The following is a 20054-nucleotide window of genomic DNA, read 5'->3' on the forward strand; positions in this document are numbered from 1 at the left end:
CACGACACGGAGTTGCGAATATGTTCAATTTCAAACCAGTATTGGCGGCGACCATCATCGCGCTTGCGGTGCCGCTGGCCGCGACATCCCCAAGCTTGGCGCAGGGAACGCAGGGAACAAAGGCTCAGGGATTCTCCGGCGGTGGCGGCCACGGCGGAGGCGGTCACATAGGTCGCGGGGGCGGTGGCGGAGGCCACATAAGCCGTGGCGGCGGTTTTGGCGGCGGCGGCCGACATATGGCTGGCGGCGGCTGGCATGGCGGGGGACATCACGGCGGCTGGCGTGGCGGCCATCATCATCGTCATTCCGGCGGATTCTATACGGGATTCTATCCCGGCTTCGGTTTCGGGGTCGGCAGTGCGTTCGCCAGTCCCTATTACTACGATGACTCCTACGGATATTATGACGATAGTCCGACCGTCGAGGTCGTTCCGAGCAGTGGCGACGACGTCGCCTATTGTCAGCAGCGGTTCAAATCATACGACGTGAGTTCAGGAACCTATCTCGGTTACGACGGCAAACGCCATCCCTGTCCATGAACGTTGCCGGGCTTCACTGATTGGCAAGCCCCTGCCCTCAAATCCAGGAGCGGTGCCTTTGCGCACCGCTCTTTGTTATTATGCTCCTCACACGTGACGCTCGCTGTGATTGGGGCCTCAAGTTATTTTGAAAAATCCGGCGGAATCGGCCGCGACAACGCCGGGAGAGCGCTGCCGCTCTCTCGCCCGAGCCCGGTCATGCGGCGGCATGCCGTCCGGTGTGGCGAGTCGCGCTTAAAGCAACCCCTCGCGAGCAATAAATAGTTGTCCTGTGAACAGCGTGCGAAGCTCGTCCGAGGAGTGAATTGGAGGATTCTTTTGCTTGGGAATCCCTGAGGACTCACTGATACTTGGAGCCAATCAAGGCTCAATCCGTCCCTTGGTTTTCTCGTTTTTCCACCATATTTAGTATTTGATTTAGAAAACAGCACTAATCCTTGACGGGCGCAACGGAGTCGTCCTAGCTTTGCTCCTGTTCGGCGCGAGTGTGTTTCGGGTCCCCGCCGGTCGCTCCTGAAGGGTTCCAGAATGGTCACTTCGTTAGCCGTTGAGGCAGCGGAGCGTGGACGTGTCTGCTCTGAAACCGGGGCTTTCAGGAGCGCCAGAACCGGGTTGGAACGGCTCAAATCGAGGCGTGAGGCGTTGAGTTCAAGGCCCAGCCGAATCGAAAGGTTCGGGCGGGTCGGACCTACCTCCGGGAAAACAGGGTCGGAACCACCGGCTGAGCTGCGGGCCGCGAAAAGTCCGCGAATGGAAATCGCCGATGCCGCGCCGAAGCGGTTACGGGCAGTTACGGGGCACGAAAACAATGCGATTCCAACGGCGTTACACCAAAGATGGCCAGTCTCCCTATGCGGAGATCGATTTCCGGCTGACAACGAGCGAGATCCGCAATCCGGACGGCTCGGTGGTGTTTCGCCTCGAGAACGTGGAAGTGCCGGAGTTCTGGTCGCAGGTGGCTTCCGACGTTCTGGCCCAGAAGTATTTCCGCAAGGCGGGCGTCGCGGCGCGCCTGAAGAAGGTCGAGGAAGAGACCGTGCCGTCGTGGCTATGGCGCTCGGTGCCGGACACCGAGGCGCTCAGCCTGCTGCCCGAAAAAGAGCGCTTCGGCAGCGAACTCTCTTCAAAGCAGGTGTTCGATCGGCTCGCGGGGTGCTGGACCTATTGGGGCTGGAAAGGCGGCTACTTTTCAAGCGAGGACGACGCCCGCGCCTTCAATGACGAGTTGCGCTACATGCTGGCGCGCCAGATGGTGGCGCCGAACTCGCCGCAGTGGTTCAACACCGGACTGCATTGGGCCTACGGCGTCGACGGACCCGGCCAGGGCCACTACTACGTCGACTTCAAGACCGGCAAGATGACCAGGTCGAAGTCGTCCTACGAGCATCCGCAGCCGCACGCCTGCTTCATCCAGGGCATCGAGGACGACCTCGTCAACGAGGGCGGCATCATGGACCTGTGGGTGCGCGAAGCGCGTCTGTTCAAGTACGGCTCCGGCACTGGCTCGAATTTCTCGCGGCTGCGCGGCGAAGGTGAACGCCTCTCCGGTGGCGGCCGATCCTCCGGCCTGATGAGCTTCCTCAAGATCGGCGACCGCGCCGCGGGCGCGATCAAGTCGGGCGGCACCACGCGCCGCGCCGCCAAGATGGTGGTGGTCGATGCCGACCATCCGGACATCGAGACCTACATCGACTGGAAGGTGAAGGAGGAGCAGAAAGTCGCCGCGCTGGTCACCGGCTCGAAGCTGAACCAGAAGCACCTCAAGGCCATCATGAAGGCCTGCGTCAACTGCGAGGGCTCGGGCGACGACTGCTTCGATCCAGAGAAGAACCCGGCGCTGCGCCGCGAGATCAAGCTGGCGCGCCGCGCGCTGGTCAACGACAACGTCATCAAGCGGGTGATCCAGTACGCCCGGCAGGGTTACAAGGACATCGACTTCCCGGTCTACGATACCGACTGGGACTCCGAGGCCTATCTCACCGTCTCCGGCCAGAACTCCAACAACTCGGTGTCGCTGAGGGACGACTTCCTGCGCGCGGTCGAGACCGACGGCGACTGGAATCTGATCGGCCGCACCAACAAGAAAGTGATGAAGACGCTGAAGGCCCGCGATCTCTGGGAGAAGATCGGCTACGCCGCCTGGGCGTCGGCCGATCCCGGCCTGCACTTCAACACCACCATGAACGACTGGCACACCTGCAAGGCGTCCGGCGACATCCGCGCGTCGAATCCGTGCTCGGAATACATGTTTCTCGACGATACTGCCTGCAACCTCGCCTCCGCCAACCTGATCACGTTCTACGACACCGCCTTGAAGCGTTTTGACGTCGATGCCTACGAGCACGTCTGTCGTCTGTGGACCGTCGTGCTGGAAATCTCGGTGCTGATGGCCCAGTTCCCATCGAAGGCGATCGCGGAACTGTCCTATGAATTCCGCACGCTGGGCCTCGGCTTCGCCAACATCGGCGGCCTTTTGATGACCATGGGCCTGCCCTATGACAGCAAGGAAGGCCGCGCGCTGTGCGGCGCGCTGACCGCGATCATGACCGGCATCGCCTACAAGACGTCCGCCGAGATGGCCGGCGAACTCGGCGCCTTCCACGGCTACAAGAAAAACACCGGCCACATGCTGCGCGTGATCCGCAATCACCGCCGCGCCGCGCTCGGTCAGTCGCACGGCTACGAGGCGCTCGCGGTCAACCCGGTGCCGCTCGACCATGCCTCCTGCCCGCAAGCCGACCTCATCGTCCACGCGACGAAGGCGTGGGACGATGCGCTCGCGCTCGGCGAACAGCACGGCTACCGCAATGCGCAGGTCACCGTGGTGGCGCCGACCGGCACCATCGGCCTCGTGATGGATTGCGACACCACCGGCATCGAGCCTGACTTCGCGCTGGTGAAATTCAAGAAGCTCGCCGGCGGCGGCTACTGGAAGATCATCAACCGCGCCGTGCCGGAGGCGCTGCGCGTGCTCGGCTATCGCGAGAGCGAGATCGCCGAGATCGAGGCCTATGCGGTCGGTCACGGCTCGCTGTCCAACGCGCCCGGCATCAACGTCTCCACCTTGAAAGCTAAAGGCTTCACCGACGAAGCCATTGCCAAGGTGGAAAAGGCGCTGCCGACCGCGTTCGACATCAAGTTCGCCTTCAACAAATGGACGTTTGGCGAAGACTTCATCCGCGACACGCTCGGCATCGACTCCGAGACCATCGCCTCGCCGACCTTCGACCTGCTCGCGGCGGTCGGCTTCAGCAAGCGTGAAATCGAAGCCGCCAACGTGCACATCTGCGGCGCGATGACGGTGGAAGGCGCGCCGCACCTCAAGGCCGAGCACTACGCGGTGTTCGACTGCGCCAATCCCTGCGGCAAGATCGGCAAGCGCTATTTGTCGGTGGAGAGCCACATCCGGATGATGGCGGCGTCGCAACCGTTCATCTCGGGCGCGATCTCGAAAACCATCAACATGCCGAATGACGCCACGGTGGACGACTGCAAGTCGGCCTATCTTTTGTCCTGGAAGCTCGCGCTGAAAGCTAACGCGCTCTATCGCGACGGCTCGAAGCTCAGCCAGCCGCTCAACTCGCAGCTCATCAGCGATGACGACGAGGAGGACGACGCGATCGAGACGTTCTATGACAAGCCGATGGCGGCGCGCACCGCGCAGGTATCGGAAAGGGTCGTGGAGAAACTGGTCGAGCGCATCGTCGTGCTGCGCGAACGCGAGAAGATGCCGGACCGCCGCAAGGGCTATACCCAGAAGGCGGTCGTCGGCGGCCACAAGGTTTACGTCCGCACCGGCGAATACGACGACGGCCGCATTGGCGAGATCTTCATCGACATGCACAAGGAAGGCGCGGCGCTGCGCTCCTTCATCAACAACTTCGCCATCGCGGTGTCGCTCGGCCTGCAATACGGCGTGCCGCTGGAAGAGTATGTCGACGCCTTCACCTTCACCCGCTTCGAGCCTGCCGGCCCGGTGCAGGGCAACGACTCCATCAAGTACGCGACGTCGATCCTCGACTATGTGTTCCGCGAACTCGCGGTGAGCTATATGGGCCGCTACGACCTCGCCCATGTCGATCCCAGCGAATCCGGTTTCGACGCCATCGGCAAGGGTGTCGCCGAAGGCAAGGAGCCGGAAGGCCAGCAGGCCACCCGTTACGTCTCCAAGGGCCTGACCCGCTCGCGTACCGACAATCTTGTGGTGATGCGTGGCTCTTCTTCCTCCCCGCTCGGTGGGGAGGGTAGCGCACGAAGCGTCTCTACTTCTCCCTCCCCCCTCGCGGGGGAGGATCGAGGTGGGGGGGCCAATGTCACCGCCCTCTCCTCTTCGCGCATGGGCGACACGCTCGAAGGCGCGACCGCGCTGAAGCAGGAAGCACCGCACGATCTTTCGCCGACTGAACGGCTGAAGCAGCAGCAGAGGAGCAAAGCCGGCGCCCCCGCTCAAGCTGCACCCTCGAAAGCCGAACGCCGCGCCGAAGCAAAAGCAAAAGGCTACGAAGGCGAGATGTGCTCGGAGTGCGGCAACTTTACACTGGTGCGCAACGGCACCTGCATGAAGTGCGACACGTGTGGATCGACGACGGGGTGTTCGTGAGGTAGCTCAATGAGTGGATGCAGCGCCAAGCAAAGTACGTCCCCTACAAGTACGTCCCCGACTTTCGTAGGGGGTAAGTGAAAAGCAAAATGGCTCGACGCGAACAATCAGCGGCGAGCCATTTTTGATTCAACCGGGGCTCGCACGGCGGATCGAAAGGAGGTGGAGGCGATGATCATTCATTCGGCAATGCCGTTGCGCACTTTCGACCTTCGCGGCGAGGTCTGCTACGAGGGCGCCCTTGAGCGCTGCTGCTTGGTGGTTGGCAGGCTGCGGCCGGATATCGTCAAAGTTACTGAGCACCCCCCTGCGGTCACCTACATCGACGATGATGGCCGGAAGCGCCGGCATATTTTCAATTTCCGCTTCACCACTTCCGACGGCAAGCGTGTGCTTGTGGCAGTCAAGCCGTCCGCGTTGATTGCGATTTCTGGCCTTGACCGCATCCTTGAGCTCATCGCCGCGCAGATCTCTCCCGCGATGGCCGACTATGTGATGTCCTTCACCGAGAAGAAGCTCTCCCGGATCGATACCTTCAATGTGCAAAACGTCAACATGGCGACCCGCGATCCCTGTCCCGAGAACGACGAGGTACTCGCCAGGGTCATCCGCAAGATGAGTGGCCAGGTTAGTATTGGCGAACTCGTCGAGAGATCCGGCCTCGAGGGATATGGCTTTGACGCCGTGGTCCGGGCTCTATTCGCTGGCCAGCTTCGGCTTGTCGAATACTGTATGCTCGACATCGACACGTTGCTTATGCGGGCGCCGAGACGGAGGGGCGACGCGACGCTGCAGCGCACATCAGCTAGTGCATTAACCAATCGATGAAGGTGAACGAGCCGACAGGGGCAGATCGCATTGAAAGTTTCACTGTTTCTACCATTTCATTGAAAAGTGATTTTGGAGAAACAGGTGTCAGATCTCGTCGAATTCAACTCGGCCCAGGCTGAACAGATGCATCACCTCCGTGAGATGTGGCCCGAATACGGTCATTCCTTACAGGTTGCGGCCGCATTTTCAGGCGGCATGGGCTGGAAGAAGGTCAAGGGCGCCGAATACCTCGTCCGCTACTTCCGCGAGGACGGGAAGAAGAAGTTCTTCTCGTATGGACGCCGGAGCGCTGAGACAGAGGCCACGTTCAAACACTTCGAGGACACCGCTGGTCGCGCACGCAAGATTATTAAGGATCAGCGCGGGGATTTCGATCTGTGCTGTCGCCTTGCCAAGGCTCACGGGCTTGCCCGCTTGCCCGGCCGGCAGGCTGCGATACTCGATTGGTTCTGGTACACTGGTGTGACGGATCGTTTGTCACTCTTCGGCGGTGCCGCGCTTCTCGCCTATGAGATAGGCGCCGGCGCGCTGGCGTCTATCTCCCTCACAAAGGATGGACACCTCCAGTTCATTGCGAAAACGGGCGATGTGGAGGCCCTGAATCTCGATGAGATCGTCGAGGCATGCGACGTCGACCGAACTGGCTGCACGGCAAAACGGGGGCGAGGCAAGATTTCCATCATCACCTCCGATGGTGACGTCCGCGCCGAAATATTTCTTCCGCAGTTCTTCTTCTATCGCGCCAAGGACGAGCGCGAAGCCGATCCCTATTTCGACGCCATCGAACATCCGCGCTGGATTGGGCTGACCGTTGCTCGCGACAACCGCGCTGTCTCGCTCACCGCTGTCCATCCTCAGGTCTACGCAGTCTTGGCCAAGGCTTTCGGCAATGATCCGATTTGGAGTTCACGGGCAGCAGCAGCCAACGAGATGAACGCTCGCATCCCAACGGAATGAAAAGCGCCGGCGCGCTGCGCAAGGATTCGCGATTTAGATTCAACGATTTCGCTAAGTCTTTGATCGCAGATTCTTTTTCTGAATTTTCCCTGGGACTCTTGCAGGGTTCCGGGGAATCCTTCGTCCCGAGGAGCAATCCTCACCTCAGGAGACCATGACCACGACGTAGCCCAAACGAAAACAAGCGGCCTCGTTAGCAGCGAGACCGCTTGTTCGCTGGATCGAAGACCGAACCAGACGAGCCCGAAAAGGCGTCTGGATTCTGCTCCCCGCCGCCGCATGATGCAAGCGGTTCAACGCAGAAACCGGTCTTCGATCCGAAAATTCAGAGAGGCTCGCCGCCGACCATTTCGGCGAACGGCGAAGCTTTGCCTCGAAAGGACGAGCCAGATCGATGATGACGTTGGAAGAATATCTAACCCCGGATCCGAACCTGCGCGCGCCGCGCCCGTGTCCAGAATTCATGCCGGACCCACCGCCAAGTCTGGCCAGCCGCGAGATGTCATTGCACTCGGCGATCAGCGTGCACGGCTATACGTTCATCGATGGGCGCAAGGTCTGGTACGAAGCCATTCTCGAGCGTTGCTGCGCGCTACTCGCCAGGCTGCGGCCCGATGTCATTGAGGTCGCCGAGCAGCAGCCGGCGGTGACTTACGTCGACGACACCGGTCGTGAACGTCAGCATAAGTTCGATTTCCGGTTCACGCTGGTGGGTGGCGCCCGGATCCTGACCGCAGTGAAGCCGTCTGCGCTCGTCGCCAAGACCGGGATCGATCGCACTGTCGAACTCATCGCCGAGCAGATTTCCCCCGCGATCGCCGACTACGTGCTGCTGTTCACTGAGAAGAAGTTGTCCCAGGTCGACCTCTTCAACGCCGAAGTCGTCCACATGGCGACGCGCGACGAATGGCCCGAAGATGATGCCCAACTGGCCAAAATAATCCGCAAGCTCAAGGGCGAGATTACGATCGGCGAGCTCGTCGAGGACTCGGGGCTTGGAGGCTACGGTTACGACGCGGTGATACGCGCGATCGACGCCGGTCATATCCGTCTCGTCGAGTACCGCAGGCTCGAGTTCGACGCGCTCGTGACGCGAGCGGTCGCACGCCAGCGCTGACACTCGATGGCGCGCCGAGCCCACCAGTACCTGCCGAAAAGGCCGCGCCGCCGCGAGGCGGTGCGCTGGCACGTGGGCGAAAGGGACAAGGCCACTGTGTTCGGCCTGCCGTTCAGGTGCATCAAATCAGACCATGAAGGCTACATCTTCCAGTCTCTCACGGACGCGAATGTGAATTTCGCCTTCACGGTCGATGAGTACAACGAGCTCCTAGAGAGGCAGGACTTCGACCTCGAACCTGATGGTCTCAGCGTCGAGAAGGCCGAAGCCAGGCTTAAAGCGGGCGTTTCGTCGGCCAAGGAGCTTCCGCCACGCGAACAGATTGTCGTGGATTTGCGTGAAATCGCGGTCTGGAAGTTCCAGGATCTGTTCGCTGATCACCGCACCTCCAAATTCCGACCGGCCGCGCAGGAGGCCATCGACAACGAAATCCAACCCTACATCGACCAAGAAGCTCGCAAGCACGCCAGAAACGGGCTGGTCACGAGCTTGCATTTGCCCGGTGCCAAGGAATTCCTGAAGTGGGTCATGAACTACGAACGGTTCGGGAAACTCGGAATCGTCCCGGGTACGCATCGGTGCGGAAACCGCAAGCCACACTACGACCGCGACGAATATGCACTGGTGAAGAAACATGCCCTCCGCTTTCTCAGTCCGGAGCGCCCAACGCGTGAACTGCTTTACGATGACCTGAAGGCCGAGATCGCCAACATCAACGCCGAGCGGCGAGAGAATGGTCTGAAGGACCTGCGCCTTCCGGATAAAGATTACTTCAGACAGCAGATCAAGATGCTCGCGCCGTTCGACGTTCACGCCGCGCGCCACCTTGAGGAAAGCGCGAAGCGTCGCTTCCACCCCTCCAAGGGCGGCGTCCCCGATCTTTTCCGTCCCATGCAGCGTGTCGAAATCGACGACTGGGACGTCCACCTCCACACCCTCGTGATCGATGCCGGCTTCTGGGAAGCCATCAGTCCAGCGCTGCAGGAGCAGGCTGAGAAGACCAGATGCGTTCTCTCGGCCGCGATCTGTTGCACCACACGCGTCCTCCCGGCCGTTGTCCTGTCGTTCGAGCCCAGCGCTACGAACACAGCGACCCTGTTGCGGATGTGCATGTCGGACAAGACCCCGCTGGCGCAGTCCATCGGTTGCGAAACGCCGTACGAGTACCGCGGTAACATCAACACCCTCGCGGGCGACGAAGGCAGCGCCATCCTTAATGCCAGGACCAGGGGCGTTTGCGACATCCTCGGCATCGAATACCAGTGTCCACAGATCGAAACGCCGCAGCAGCGCGCCAAGATCGAACGCGTCTTCCAGACTTTCGAAATCCGCTCACTGCTTAGGTTCTCGGGCCGCGCGTTTAGCAACCCGGTGGTGCGGGGCAAGTATCAGGCGGACGCGCGCGCCTGCGTCACGGTGGCCGAACTCGCCGCGCTGATCCTGCGCTTTATCGTCGACCAATACCACAACACGCCGCATGACGGCCTCGACGGCGATACGCCGCGGCATGCTTGGCTCCAGGCGACCAAAAAGTTCGCGCCTCGGTCGGTCCCCGGCAAACCGCTTCTGCGGCAGGCATTCGGTCAGCCTTACACCATCACGCTCCAGCCGGAGGGCATCGAGATCTTCGGCAACTGGTACACCTCGCCGATGGTTGAACGCCTGTTCCGCGACAGTCCGCAGCGCGACTACACTGTGATCGTCGACAGCGAGGACCTCGGCGGCCTGTCCCTGCGCGTCGATGGCGGCTGGCTCCACGTCCCCGGTCCACGTTGTATGAATGGCATCAGCGCGTCGGTCTGGGACCACGCGCTCGCCAGCATGCGCCGGGAAAATCGGCACATCGAGAAGCTCGCCGAACCAATCGTCCTCGGCGCCATCGGCTTCGCCCAGATGGCTGATGCCGAAACCCGGAAGCGGCTCGGGATCAGGCATCGCCTCAAAACGCCGGAAGAGCTCGAAAAGCTGCGCAATTCCATCGGTACCGCCATTCGCTTCGCGGCGGACCCTAATCCTGCTCCCGACGGCCCCGTCGATATCTTCAAGGATCTGCTTCCCACCGGCGCAATGGCACCGCCCCACAATGGAGCGACACCGCTACTGCCGTCGGCCGAGATGCTGATGAGCCAGGTCGAAGCAACCAACAAACGCGGCCGGTCCAAGGCGCCGCGCGTCGCGCGCGCAGAATCTCAACCCACTCCCGAAATCCGCATCCGCAAACCACCGCGCGAATGGAAGCCCAAGAGGCGCAAATGACCTACGACACCGCAGATCCCGCTGCCTACCTGCGCGCGTTGCTCAGTCCAGCTGATCTCGCGCTCGTTGCCCGCATCGAGAAGGCAAAAACCACGTACATGATGTCGGAGCGCGACGACGACCTCGCGCGCCTCCTCAAACGCCTCATCACCAATGCAGTGATCCGCCGGGATCCGAACCAGCCGCACGCCGCCAACAACCGCGCCCCAGGTAAAGGTGTTGTCGTTATTGGCCCCAGTGGAGCCGGCAAATCCAGGCTCATGGAAGAGACCTTCCGCGATCACTCGGCCTTTCCTAATTTCGGCGTCAAGAGTACCTGGTGTCCGCTGATCAGCATCACCGCGCCCAGCCCGTGCACGCTCGGTCAACTCGGTATCCGCGTGCTTGACCTGATGGATTACGACCTTCAGCGCGAAATCCGAGAAAACAACGCCTGGCTCCGGGTCAGGCAGCAAATTCGCGAGAACAACGTCCTCTTCCTCGCCATCGATGATCTTCAACACGTCCTGCACGGCCACAGCGTGGACGAAGTCCAGAAAGTGCGTGACACGCTCAAGGATCTGATGACCAACCCGGAATGGCCCGTGCAGTTGATCCTGTCCGGCATCCCCGAATTGCTGCCCTTCTTCCGCCATGACCGGCAGCTTCGGCGCCGGCTCCGCTTCATGTACCTGACCAAGCTCACGCCCAAGGAGCACGCTGAGTTTCTGGAACAGGCCCTCCAGCATTACGCGGACGAGGTGAAGCTTAAGGTCGGCACTGAACCAGGCGACGACATCATCGCCCGCCTGCTGCACGCTGGCCAATACGAAATGGGCATCACCCTCGAGATACTCGCCGAGGCCATGGAGGAAGCGATCGACCGCGGTGCCAAGGGCGTCACCAGGATGGATTTCGCGAACGCCTATGCCGCTCGCAATCTCCTGCCGGACGACCAGAACCCCTTCATCTCGAGCGCCTGGCACACCATCGACACCACGCGCCTGCAGACCAAGGATGTCGAGGAAATCGACGATGCCACCACGCCCGTCGGCCGGAAGAACGCCAAGAAAGGCCGGAAGTCGTGAGACCGCTCCGCCTTACCGTGCCCCTTGGCGTCGGCGAAACGCCAGCGTCCTTCGTTTCCAGGCTCGCGGTTCGATACGCCCCATCCGCGCGCGAGTTCTGTCTTGATTTCCGCACGACCTTCCAGAAGGTCGTTGACGGCGAGCCCGAGGCCTTGGCCATGATCGCCGCCAAGGGTGGCGTCGCAGCGGAGGCGCTCGCGGCAAACGCGTTCGTCAAGACCGGCGAGCGACGCTACCGGCTACGAGGTCAGGAACTTGTCCGCGGCAGCCTGCGACGTGCCATCGTCGCTATCTGCCCGAAATGTCTCGCCGGCGACATCGCGGACGCGCCCCACCTCCGACCCGAGCTCGCGCCGTTCCAACGCGCGCTGTGGCAGATCGCGGCCGTGAAAACGTGCCCGATCCACACCACGCCACTTGTTGTGCTCGACAAGGACCTGACCCCAAGTCTGCTGCATGACTGGTCCCGCCACGTCAGCAAGGTGCTGCCGAACCTTCGTGTCCTGGCGGACGAGGCCGGCACGCGGCCGCTCACCGGTCTTGAGACCTATATCGTCAATCGCATTGACGGTGGAGCAGCACGAAGCGTCCTGCTCGACGGCATGACGCTGCATGTGTCCATGGCCGGCTGTGAGCTGTTTGGCGCGGTCGCCACGCTCGGACGCATGCCGAACCTCAAGATCCTGACCGATGATGAGAGGCGCTGCGCCGGCGCCGCCGGTTTCGACATCCTGAATAGCGGCAAGCCGGCAGTCGACGCCTTCCTGCAGGGCCTGCAGGCATCGTATCCATACCGTGGGACCGGCAAGGAAGGGCCTCAAGCCGTGTTCGGCAGAATCTACCAAGCTCTCGAATTTGGGCGGGAGGATCCCGCTTACGACCCGCTGCGCGACCTGGTCGGCGACTTCATCCGGACCCGCTTTCCCGTCGGGCCAGGCGACACCGTGTTCGGTAAGCCGGTCGAACACCGAGCCCTGCATTCAATCAGGACGCTCTCGATCGAGACCAAGCTTCACCCGAAGCGGCTCCGGAAGCTCCTCGCGGCGTCTGGAGTGCTCCCCGACGGTGCAGCTGATCTCGCGGACGGAAATTGCCTGTTCGATGCTGAGAAAGGCTCCCTGACGGCGAGAGAGGCCTCGGCCGCCATCCTGTCTGTCCGCAAAGCCGGTGAATATCTCAATGCCCCTCGGGTCCAACGAGACATGCTCTATCGATCCGGCTTGATTGTCCCTCGGTTTCGCGCTGGCGATCACGGCGCCGCCGACCAGTTCGCCCCTGAAGACTTGGATGCATTCCTGCAACGGCTGCTCGACGGCGCCAAGCCCACGAAAACGGTTGGCCGCAGCCGGGCGAACATTCCCGACACAGCCAAGTTCGCTTGTTGCGCCAGCGAGGAAATCGTCCGATTGATCCTGGATGGCAACGTGCGGCGGAAATGGAGGCTCACCTCCGAGCGCGATTATATGTCGGTCCTTGTCGACGTCGAGGAAATCCGCGCTTTGGTACGCGGGCCCGATCACGGTGGGCTGACCGGGCTCCAGATCAAGGACAAACTGTCCACGACGGCCAAGGTCGCGTCCGCCCTTATCAAGCATGGCTATCTGAAATCGATCACCGTCGTCAACCCCGTCAACAGGTGCCCAACCGTGGTCGTGCCAGCCGCGGAGGTCGAGCGGTTTGACCGTGAATTCGTGTCCCTGTTCGCGATCGCCCGCCAGCAGGGCCGCCATCACATGGCGGTCAAGAGAGAGATCGAGTCCGCCGGCGTGAAGCCGGCCTTCGATCCGGACAAGGTCGGGGCGACGTTCTATCGGCGGACCACGCTCGCGGAGAGCTCAAGAAACTCTACATAAGATAGCTACCGTCACGCAATCTGTGGAAAGCCGAGTGAACGTTAAAACAGGCCGCAACCAACCTTGCCCCTGCGGGTCGGGAAAAAAATACAAGTATTGCTGCATCGGACGCGAGATAAAGCCGCGGATCGTTCCGGTCACGGCAGGCCCGCCGGGCTTCGCTGGAACCGTCGATTTTACCGACGACATCATGAACCACGTCTCGGGGTTCACTCGGACTCTTCATTACTTCTGCCGCGATAACGGTTTCTATCTTTTCGGAGTTTTGACGGTCGAGATGCTAATCGGGATCGACAATGCTCTGAAAAATGACGTTTTGACGAAGATCCTTATTTTCGACCTCTTCAAGAGCGCCACTAAGCGAGATGCCGTGGTCAAGCTGGTCGAAGATGCCTGCGATACTTTTGACAGCTTCGGTCCCCGACGAAAAATATTACTGGATGCGATCGATGCTCATTTTCAGGGGCTCCATACGCTATCGGTCCCAGCGCTTTTCGCTCAACTCGAAGGGATACTCAGAAAGATCGGGGCGCTCGACCTCAAAGACGATCTCAGGCCCACCATCAAACGCGACTGGGATAGTCGGCTAATGTTCAGCCTGACCGACGGCGCAGCGCACTTCAATGCGTTTATCCATCAGCTTTTCGAGGGGCAAAAGGGCTCTGATGACTTCAACCGCAACGCGATCCTGCACGGCGCAAATGTCGAGTACGGTAACGAGGAAAACTCCCTCGTTTTGATCCTGACCCTGCTGGAGATACGGACCTTTCTATGGTTTGAGAAGAACACGTCACCCGTGGTGTAAGGTCATTGTCGACAGATTTCCGTGAAAACTTGATTGACCCTGGCAGCGGTATCTGAATCGATGTGGCCTCCGCAATTTCAGGAGGCACAGGTGTTCGAGCTCAAAAAATTCGCGATGAAAGTCGGTATCCCGGAGTCTCTCTTTCTGCGGTACTGCGACGTTGTAGGTGCCAAGGACCGCCTCTCCAAAGACCAGCTCACGCGACTTGGCTGCCTGATGTTCTTTCCCTTGGCAAACATTCCGCCTGAGGAACTGCTCGCGAGGCTCGAGCGATGCACCGTCAACATGTTCTACTTCCCCAAGACCATGAGCCCCAATGGGGGAAAGTGGCCGTTCAGGGGAGCGTTGGCTCAATACTTTGTCGATGATGCCTGGATCAAAGAGCGCCATCTCGCGCCGCAACAGGCCCCTTTGCGCCGGCTCAATTCGGAAATCTTCCCCGGAAATGACGAGAAGGACGAACTCACCCTTTTGATCGCGATCGGCGAGGTGCTTCACAATGCTCACCATCTGTTGGGGCGGGAGGCTGACACTCCCACGCTGATGGCGTCGCACATCGACTACAATCCGGAGCTAGATTTCGGAGAGATCAGCTTTCTCCAGTCAACCTACGATCAGCAGCGCGACGTTCACGAAATCACTCGAGGGGAAGAAGGCTATCCCGCGGTCCATTACGACCTAGATTTCGGAAGTTCGGTGGACGAAGAGGCGATTATCAGTCGAACTGTATCGGTGCCTTTCACCACGCTCCTTCGGTTGAACCGTTCCGCCGACAAGTATCTGGACTACGATAAACCGCAGCCTCGGTAGGTGGGCGATACTCTGGATCGACATGTCGAGCGGACGGCATTAGCGGACGAATGACGCGACGGTGATCCAGAGAGAGGGATCGTCCTAGAAGGGGACAGTCTTTGGAGGACGCGAATTGCATGCTCTGCTGTCATCCACGTCGAATCTTGACGTCTCGAACGGCAATGATTCAATGCTTTAACGAGGAGATAGGGGACGTTTTATGCCCGTCGCCGCATGCGGCTGCGGCGACGGGCATAAAACGTCCCCTGATTAAACGCCCTCTACTTTCGTAGGGCACAAAAAACCCCGCCGGCGACGGCGGGGTTTTCCTTTGGGACGATGCGATCGGACTTGATTGAGCGCGCTACTGCTTCAGCTTGTAGATGCCTGACAGCCAGCCCTGCAGCAGATCCTGTGTCACGCGCGACAGGTTCGTCCCCTGCCGGATGGCTTCGATCTTCGCCTCCTTGATCACCTCTTCGTCGATGATGGCCGTCAACGGCTTCTTCCCTGCCGGCGCGCGGGGGGCCACTCCTGCTGGTCTGTGACTTTCCCGGCTCCGCCTTCTTGGCCATCTCATCTCGAATACGGAATGCTCGACGAAAACTGCGTCGTCGCAGTGTCGAGTCGCAAGCGCGACCTAACTCCAGCGCGCACGAACTCTTTCTTGCAAGCGGACGCGCTGGCGGCCGGTGTGCAGTCCCGTTGCGCGTGGGCGGCGGTTGCGACTTTCCGGAGATGGTGCCATCGTCCGCACCCTTTCTATTGGAGTGACGCAGCGCCCCGGGAGATCGACTATGCTCATCCGGGGGAACGGGCGATCTTCGACGAGATGCGCAGCGAAGGCCTCGTTCTGTTTTCCCGCGACATCTCCTGGTCTGGCGTTGAGGAACGGCAGATCGTTGCCGTCGTCGCCGCGGCAGAAGGGCCGGCGCTGGTCTGCGCGCGGTCCTGGCCGCCCCTGACGGGAGATGGGATGATCATCAGGATTGACCTCCGGTGCCGCGTTGAAGACGCCTGCAGGCTCTTTCTTTCGGCGGACGGTATCCCTGCGGCGCGGCCGCTCGTCCCGCATACCGACGCGGGAATCGTGGCGAAGTATCGCGGTGCAACTGCCATTTGGAGACAGGGGATCGCTGGCGATCTGATCCAGACCGTCTATCTCCTCAGGATACGCAGATCTACGGGACCCGAGCTCGTTGTAGCGAGCGACACCGTGACCGGCGGACGAAGCGAGGTCGTCGAGCACGGACGGGTGGAGACCGGGCGCCTGCGCGAATGGGCGGCCGAAATCTTCGGAGCGGACAGGCTGTCCTTCGCGCCCTAGGTGGTCGCGCATGGCCGGCGCCTCGCTGCTGCTGGCATCACCTCATTAGGGGACGTACTTTGCTCGGCAAGGATCGGTTATCCTGCCAATGTGCGGCACTCGCCGTATGCGATTCCAAGGCCTTGCGGAGGCGCTAGGGGACGTACTTTGCCCGGCGCCGCAGTGGAGCAGCTAACTCTTAATCAGCTGCTCCACTCATTGATGACACATTATGCCGATTGCTAATTAGCATCCGTCCTGGCAACAAGCGAGACCATGATTAGGACGAACCAAATGTTACGCATCAGAAATTTGTCTTCGAATACTTGAACAATGAAAATTTTCTTGGGTTATCCGTCAGAACGGCTTTCCGATGCCAGAGCCATTTGGGATTTTCTGACCAATTTGGGATTGACAGTATGGTTTGATAAGGAACACGTACTTGTTGGCGAGGATTGGCGTGCTGCGCGTGAACAAGCGCAAGATGAGGCTGATCTCGTCATCCATCTGATCTCCCCGGAAATGCAAAGTCGGGCTGGCGAAGTGCAGAGAGAGATAAAGCGTTCTCTCGATAAGGCCAAGGATATACCGCCAGGAAACCTTTTCTTAATTCCTATACTTGTCGGTGGTGCTGCCGTTCCTCGCGAGATTGCGAGCTATCAGTACGTTGAGTACAAAAAAGGTGATTGGCCTTATCGTGTAGCAAAAAGCATCGCGCGAAAACATGAGCAGCTTTGCTCGTGCGGCCCCGAAGAGCTTACCAACTATATCAAAGCTCAAGCCACGGCAGGCGGTCGAATTGATCTTAAGATCCATGATGTAGATTCGGTACGAGATCTACAGGCCGACTATTTCAAATATCGCTTTAGTAACCGTTTCTTTGACTTCATCAATGCGGAAATTTCGGCCCATGTGCTAGCCGCTTACTATGATGCACGTCGAAGAGAGGCAGAAATGCCGGAGTCGCCTGAGTTGCGATCCACGTGGCAGTGCAGCGTTCGTGAATTTTATCGATCCGATGACTGGGTATCCTTAACATTCGAACATTTCTTTTATTCGACCGGGGCAGCACACGGCAATCAACACACAACTACATTAAATTTTGCAGGCGAGAATATTGGTAAGTGGACAATCAATGACCTGTTCGATAGCGAGAGTTCAAACCTAAAATTTCTTCTTGATTATGTGCAGCTCGATTTAAAGCGGCAATTACTCGTTTCAGGTTACGAAGACATTTCTTTTCTCATTGATTTCAACGAATACACTTCAGATTCGAACTTGGGTTGGGCACTGCTCAGCAATTTTAATTTTGATAATAGAGGTTTGGTTCTGCATTTCAGCCCGTATGATGTGCTTGCATATGCTTTTGGCTCATTTGAGGTTCGAATCCCTTGGGATCAAATACATGATCGCATTAGCAAAGAATTCGAGAGCATGCCGAAACTAAACCTTCCTCAATCATCTGCGTAACCATTGGACAATTCGAAAGGCTTGTACCCTCACACACACGTCCACACCGGCCCGATCGGCGTTTGCGTCCAGCACGGGCCTATGCTGCCGCCGTTGAAGCGGCCGCGGTAGAACCCGGGGCGGCCGGGATAGCGCCACTCACCGTCGCGCCAGTTAAAATACTGCACGTTCGGATCGATGTACCAATGGCGCCGCTCACGGCGCGCGTTGCGCAGCACGACGGGCTCCTGCTTGAAAAGCGGCGCCGCGTTGTTCAGCGGCTGACGATAGCCCGGCAGAAAGCCGTAGCTGTGCGAGCGGTGCAAGTGCTTCTTATGGTGCGGGGCCGCTTCCGCCGCGACGGACGGCAGCGGCAGGACGATGGCCATCGATAGACACAGAAGTCGCGACATGGGTTGATCATAGACGTTCGGCGGCCGCTGGGCCATTCAAATCCAGGCGAACGCGCGCGCCGCGCCCTCACCTGCGGATATGCTCAAGCGCACCACCCTTGTGGGCCGCAACGTGATCGGTCTTGTCGCTTTTGATTTCGTACTGCGGATCGTCTTCCGATGCGCGGTGGGTGTGACCCTTATAGTCGAAATCCCCGGTATGGATGGCGATGATTGTTCCCGACACCCGGCCCGCTTCGGAATTCCAGCTCACATGGTCGCCAATCTTGAATCGCTTTGCCATCGTGTTTTTCCCGCGTGGACTACGCGCTAACGCCGTCCTTCGTCCCACAACCGAAACCCGCCCTCGAACGCGTCGGCGTTATCGCCACGTCGTGACTTTGGCGGCAGCTTGTCGAGATGTTCGACATTGCCGCCGCCGATCAGCACCTCATCCGGCTCCAGCGCGGCTGTGAGTTGCCTGACGATATCGGCGACGTGCTTGCGCCATTTCCTGTCGCCGCGGCGCTCGCGCCCGGCTTCGCCGGCATAATCCTCGTAGGTCTTGCCCTTGCGATACGGCAGGTGTCCCAATTCCATCGGCTCCAGTTCGCCGTCAACGATCATCGCGGAGCCGAGCCCGGTGCCGAGTCCGAGAAACAGCATTCGTCCGCCCTTGTAGCCGCCGAGCGCCTGCATCAGCGCATCGTTGATGACCTTGGTCGGTTTGCAGAACGCCTTCTGGAAATCGAAGCCCTTCCATCCCTCGCCGAGATTGAAGGGCTCGTGCAGCGGACGATTGCCTGCGACGGGTCCGGGATAGCCGATCGAAATGACGTCGTAGGACCAGTCCTTCGTCAGCGCCTTGACCTTGCGCACCATCTGCTTCGCCGCGAGATCGGGTCCGGATTCGAACTCGCGTTTGATGCGGTCCTTGTCGGTCATGACCTTGACGTGAGACCCGCCGACGTCGATCGCGAGAATGGATCGGGCGGTTTGGTTCGTGCGCGCTGTTTTCATGGTGTCTGTCCTTAGAACGCCTCATCTATGTCCAAGGTTCCGATGAAGCGATCAAATGCGGCCGTATTGCCGTCGCCTGCCTTGCACACACCGGCTTGCGGCCTCTCGCATTCGGACCTAACTAGTTGCGATATCCCGCCTTTCCCGGAGCCCTCCTTAGATGACCGATGCCCCCTACACGCCGCCCAAAGTCTGGACCTTTGACAAGGAGAATGGCGGCAGATTCGCCTCGGTCAACCGGCCGACCGCCGGCGCGACCCACGAGAAGGTGTTGCCGGTCGGCAACCACCCCTTTCAGCTTTATTCGCGGGGAACGCCGAACGGCCAGAAGGTCACGATCATGTTCGAGGAGCTGCTCGCGCTCGGCCACACCGGCGCGGAGTATGACGCCTGGATGATCCGGATAGACGGCGAGCAGTTCGGTTCGGGCTTTGTCGAGGTCAACCCGAACTCGAAGATTCCGGCGCTGATGGACCGCTCGGGACCTGAGCCGATCCGGGTGTTCGAGTCCGGCGCGATCCTGCTGCATCTCGCGGAGAAGTTCGGCGCGTTCATCCCGAAAACAGCGGCGGCGCGCGCGGAATGCCTGTCGTGGCTGTTCTGGCAAATGGGCAGCGCGCCCTATCTCGGCGGCGGCTTCGGCCATTTCTACAACTATGCGCCGGAGAAGATCGAATACGCCATCAACCGCTTCGCCATGGAGACGAAGCGGCAGATGGACGTGCTGGACCGCCGGCTCAAGGCCAACGACTATCTCGCCGGCAAGGAGTACACGATCGCAGACATCGCGGTGTGGCCGTGGTACGGCGGCCTGGCCCAGGGTCTGCTCTACGGCGACAGCGGCACCTTCCTCGACGTCCAGAGCTACAAGAACGTGCAGCGCTGGAATAAACAGATCGCCGCGCGGCCCGCGGTGAAGCGCGGCCGCATCGTCAACCGTTCCTCCGGCGATCCCGCAAGCCAGCTCCACGAGCGCCACGACGCCTCCGATTTCGAGACCCGGACGCAGGACAAGCTTGCGAAGCAGGCCTGACGCCTGCCAGCATCATTTGCAGCCATTTTAACCTGGA

The 20054-nt window shown here is 60.0% G+C and carries 17 protein-coding genes; 13 read left to right on the forward strand and 4 right to left on the reverse strand.

The window, feature by feature from the left end; all coding sequences use genetic code 11:
* Positions 1–20 precede the first annotated feature (20 nt).
* From NHAM_RS10600 to NHAM_RS10645, 10 genes are all read left to right on the forward strand, one after another.
* Positions 21–539, forward strand: a complete 519-nt coding sequence (locus tag NHAM_RS10600) for a BA14K family protein (RefSeq protein ID WP_011510558.1) — start codon at positions 21–23, stop codon at positions 537–539.
* A gap of 808 nt (positions 540–1347) precedes the next feature.
* Positions 1348–5139 (forward strand): vitamin B12-dependent ribonucleotide reductase, encoded by a 3792-nt coding sequence (locus NHAM_RS10605; RefSeq protein WP_011510560.1) that lies wholly within the window; start codon positions 1348–1350, stop codon positions 5137–5139.
* 171 nt (positions 5140–5310) lie between these two features.
* Entirely contained in the window at positions 5311–5967 is a 657-nt protein-coding gene (locus NHAM_RS10610; RefSeq protein WP_011510561.1) for a hypothetical protein, read from the forward strand.
* An 84-nt stretch (positions 5968–6051) separates the two neighbouring features.
* The gene (locus NHAM_RS10615) at positions 6052–6927 is read left to right on the forward strand and encodes a hypothetical protein (protein WP_011510562.1); all 876 of its coding nucleotides are present in this window, start codon (positions 6052–6054) and stop codon (positions 6925–6927) included.
* Between the two features lie 394 nt (positions 6928–7321).
* Positions 7322–8044, forward strand: a complete 723-nt coding sequence (locus NHAM_RS10620; protein ID WP_011510563.1) for a hypothetical protein — start codon at positions 7322–7324, stop codon at positions 8042–8044.
* Positions 8045–8050: 6 nt separating this feature from the next.
* Positions 8051–10300: a DDE-type integrase/transposase/recombinase gene (locus tag NHAM_RS10625; protein ID WP_011510564.1), complete on the forward strand. Its 2250-nt coding sequence runs from the start codon at positions 8051–8053 to the stop codon at positions 10298–10300.
* Complete coding sequence (locus NHAM_RS10630; protein ID WP_011510565.1) at positions 10297–11367, forward strand: TniB family NTP-binding protein; 1071 nt, start codon at positions 10297–10299, stop codon at positions 11365–11367. Before NHAM_RS10625 ends, NHAM_RS10630 begins: the two co-directional genes overlap by 4 nt.
* Complete coding sequence (locus NHAM_RS10635; protein WP_011510566.1) at positions 11364–13220, forward strand: TniQ family protein; 1857 nt, start codon at positions 11364–11366, stop codon at positions 13218–13220. The genes NHAM_RS10630 and NHAM_RS10635 overlap by 4 nt, the downstream gene beginning before the upstream one ends.
* A 34-nt stretch (positions 13221–13254) precedes the next feature.
* Positions 13255–14025, forward strand: coding sequence for a YecA family protein (locus NHAM_RS28185; RefSeq protein ID WP_041357970.1), 771 nt, complete (start codon positions 13255–13257; stop codon positions 14023–14025).
* 90 nt (positions 14026–14115) lie between these two features.
* Positions 14116–14835 (forward strand): hypothetical protein, encoded by a 720-nt coding sequence (locus tag NHAM_RS10645; protein ID WP_157043596.1) that lies wholly within the window; start codon positions 14116–14118, stop codon positions 14833–14835.
* 346 nt (positions 14836–15181) lie between these two features.
* Here the strand turns inward: NHAM_RS10645 and NHAM_RS28880 are convergent, their stop codons facing one another.
* Entirely contained in the window at positions 15182–15316 is a 135-nt protein-coding gene (locus tag NHAM_RS28880) for a hypothetical protein (protein WP_011510569.1), read from the reverse strand.
* Between the two features lie 93 nt (positions 15317–15409).
* Here NHAM_RS28880 and NHAM_RS10650 point away from each other — a divergent pair, with 93 nt between their 5' ends.
* Positions 15410–16144 (forward strand): hypothetical protein, encoded by a 735-nt coding sequence (locus NHAM_RS10650; RefSeq protein ID WP_041357971.1) that lies wholly within the window; start codon positions 15410–15412, stop codon positions 16142–16144.
* A 312-nt stretch (positions 16145–16456) separates the two neighbouring features.
* Complete coding sequence (locus NHAM_RS24855; RefSeq protein ID WP_011510571.1) at positions 16457–17593, forward strand: DUF3298 domain-containing protein; 1137 nt, start codon at positions 16457–16459, stop codon at positions 17591–17593.
* Positions 17594–17622: 29 nt separating this feature from the next.
* On the opposite strand, the gene NHAM_RS10660 is transcribed toward NHAM_RS24855, so the two are convergent.
* Genes NHAM_RS10660 through NHAM_RS10670 form a run of 3 tightly spaced genes read right to left on the reverse strand, consistent with a single transcriptional unit; the run spans position 17623 to position 18984 of the window.
* Positions 17623–18021 (reverse strand): hypothetical protein, encoded by a 399-nt coding sequence (locus NHAM_RS10660; RefSeq protein ID WP_011510572.1) that lies wholly within the window; start codon positions 18019–18021, stop codon positions 17623–17625.
* Between the two features lie 31 nt (positions 18022–18052).
* Positions 18053–18268: a DUF2945 domain-containing protein gene (locus tag NHAM_RS10665; RefSeq protein ID WP_011510573.1), complete on the reverse strand. Its 216-nt coding sequence runs from the start codon at positions 18266–18268 to the stop codon at positions 18053–18055.
* A gap of 26 nt (positions 18269–18294) precedes the next feature.
* A complete protein-coding gene (locus NHAM_RS10670) occupies positions 18295–18984 on the reverse strand; it encodes an ROK family protein (RefSeq protein WP_011510574.1) in 690 nt (229 codons plus the stop codon).
* A gap of 160 nt (positions 18985–19144) precedes the next feature.
* Between NHAM_RS10670 and yghU the strand changes: the two genes are divergently transcribed.
* A complete protein-coding gene (gene yghU, locus NHAM_RS10675; RefSeq protein ID WP_011510575.1) occupies positions 19145–20017 on the forward strand; it encodes a glutathione-dependent disulfide-bond oxidoreductase in 873 nt (290 codons plus the stop codon).
* The last annotated feature ends 37 nt before the right edge of the window (positions 20018–20054 follow it).

The organism is Nitrobacter hamburgensis X14 (genome assembly GCF_000013885.1).
In the GTDB taxonomy this organism is placed as follows: domain Bacteria; phylum Pseudomonadota; class Alphaproteobacteria; order Rhizobiales; family Xanthobacteraceae; genus Nitrobacter; species Nitrobacter hamburgensis.

What these genes read in the sequence shown, in the direction of transcription:
- NHAM_RS10600 (WP_011510558.1), top strand. Translation starts at nt 21, where the DNA reads ATGTTCAATTTCAAACCAGTATTGGCGGCGACCATCATCGCGCTTGCG.
- NHAM_RS10605 (WP_011510560.1), top strand. Translation starts at nt 1,348, where the DNA reads ATGCGATTCCAACGGCGTTACACCAAAGATGGCCAGTCTCCCTATGCG.
- NHAM_RS10610 (WP_011510561.1), top strand. Translation starts at nt 5,311, where the DNA reads ATGATCATTCATTCGGCAATGCCGTTGCGCACTTTCGACCTTCGCGGC.
- NHAM_RS10620 (WP_011510563.1), top strand. Translation starts at nt 7,322, where the DNA reads ATGATGACGTTGGAAGAATATCTAACCCCGGATCCGAACCTGCGCGCG.
- NHAM_RS10625 (WP_011510564.1), top strand. Translation starts at nt 8,051, where the DNA reads ATGGCGCGCCGAGCCCACCAGTACCTGCCGAAAAGGCCGCGCCGCCGC.
- NHAM_RS10630 (WP_011510565.1), top strand. Translation starts at nt 10,297, where the DNA reads ATGACCTACGACACCGCAGATCCCGCTGCCTACCTGCGCGCGTTGCTC.
- NHAM_RS10650 (WP_041357971.1), top strand. Translation starts at nt 15,410, where the DNA reads ATGCTCGACGAAAACTGCGTCGTCGCAGTGTCGAGTCGCAAGCGCGAC.
- NHAM_RS24855 (WP_011510571.1), top strand. Translation starts at nt 16,457, where the DNA reads ATGAAAATTTTCTTGGGTTATCCGTCAGAACGGCTTTCCGATGCCAGA.
- NHAM_RS10660 (WP_011510572.1), bottom strand. Translation starts at nt 18,021, where the DNA reads ATGGCCCAGCGGCCGCCGAACGTCTATGATCAACCCATGTCGCGACTT.
- NHAM_RS10665 (WP_011510573.1), bottom strand. Translation starts at nt 18,268, where the DNA reads ATGGCAAAGCGATTCAAGATTGGCGACCATGTGAGCTGGAATTCCGAA.
- NHAM_RS10670 (WP_011510574.1), bottom strand. Translation starts at nt 18,984, where the DNA reads ATGAAAACAGCGCGCACGAACCAAACCGCCCGATCCATTCTCGCGATC.
- yghU (WP_011510575.1), top strand. Translation starts at nt 19,145, where the DNA reads ATGACCGATGCCCCCTACACGCCGCCCAAAGTCTGGACCTTTGACAAG.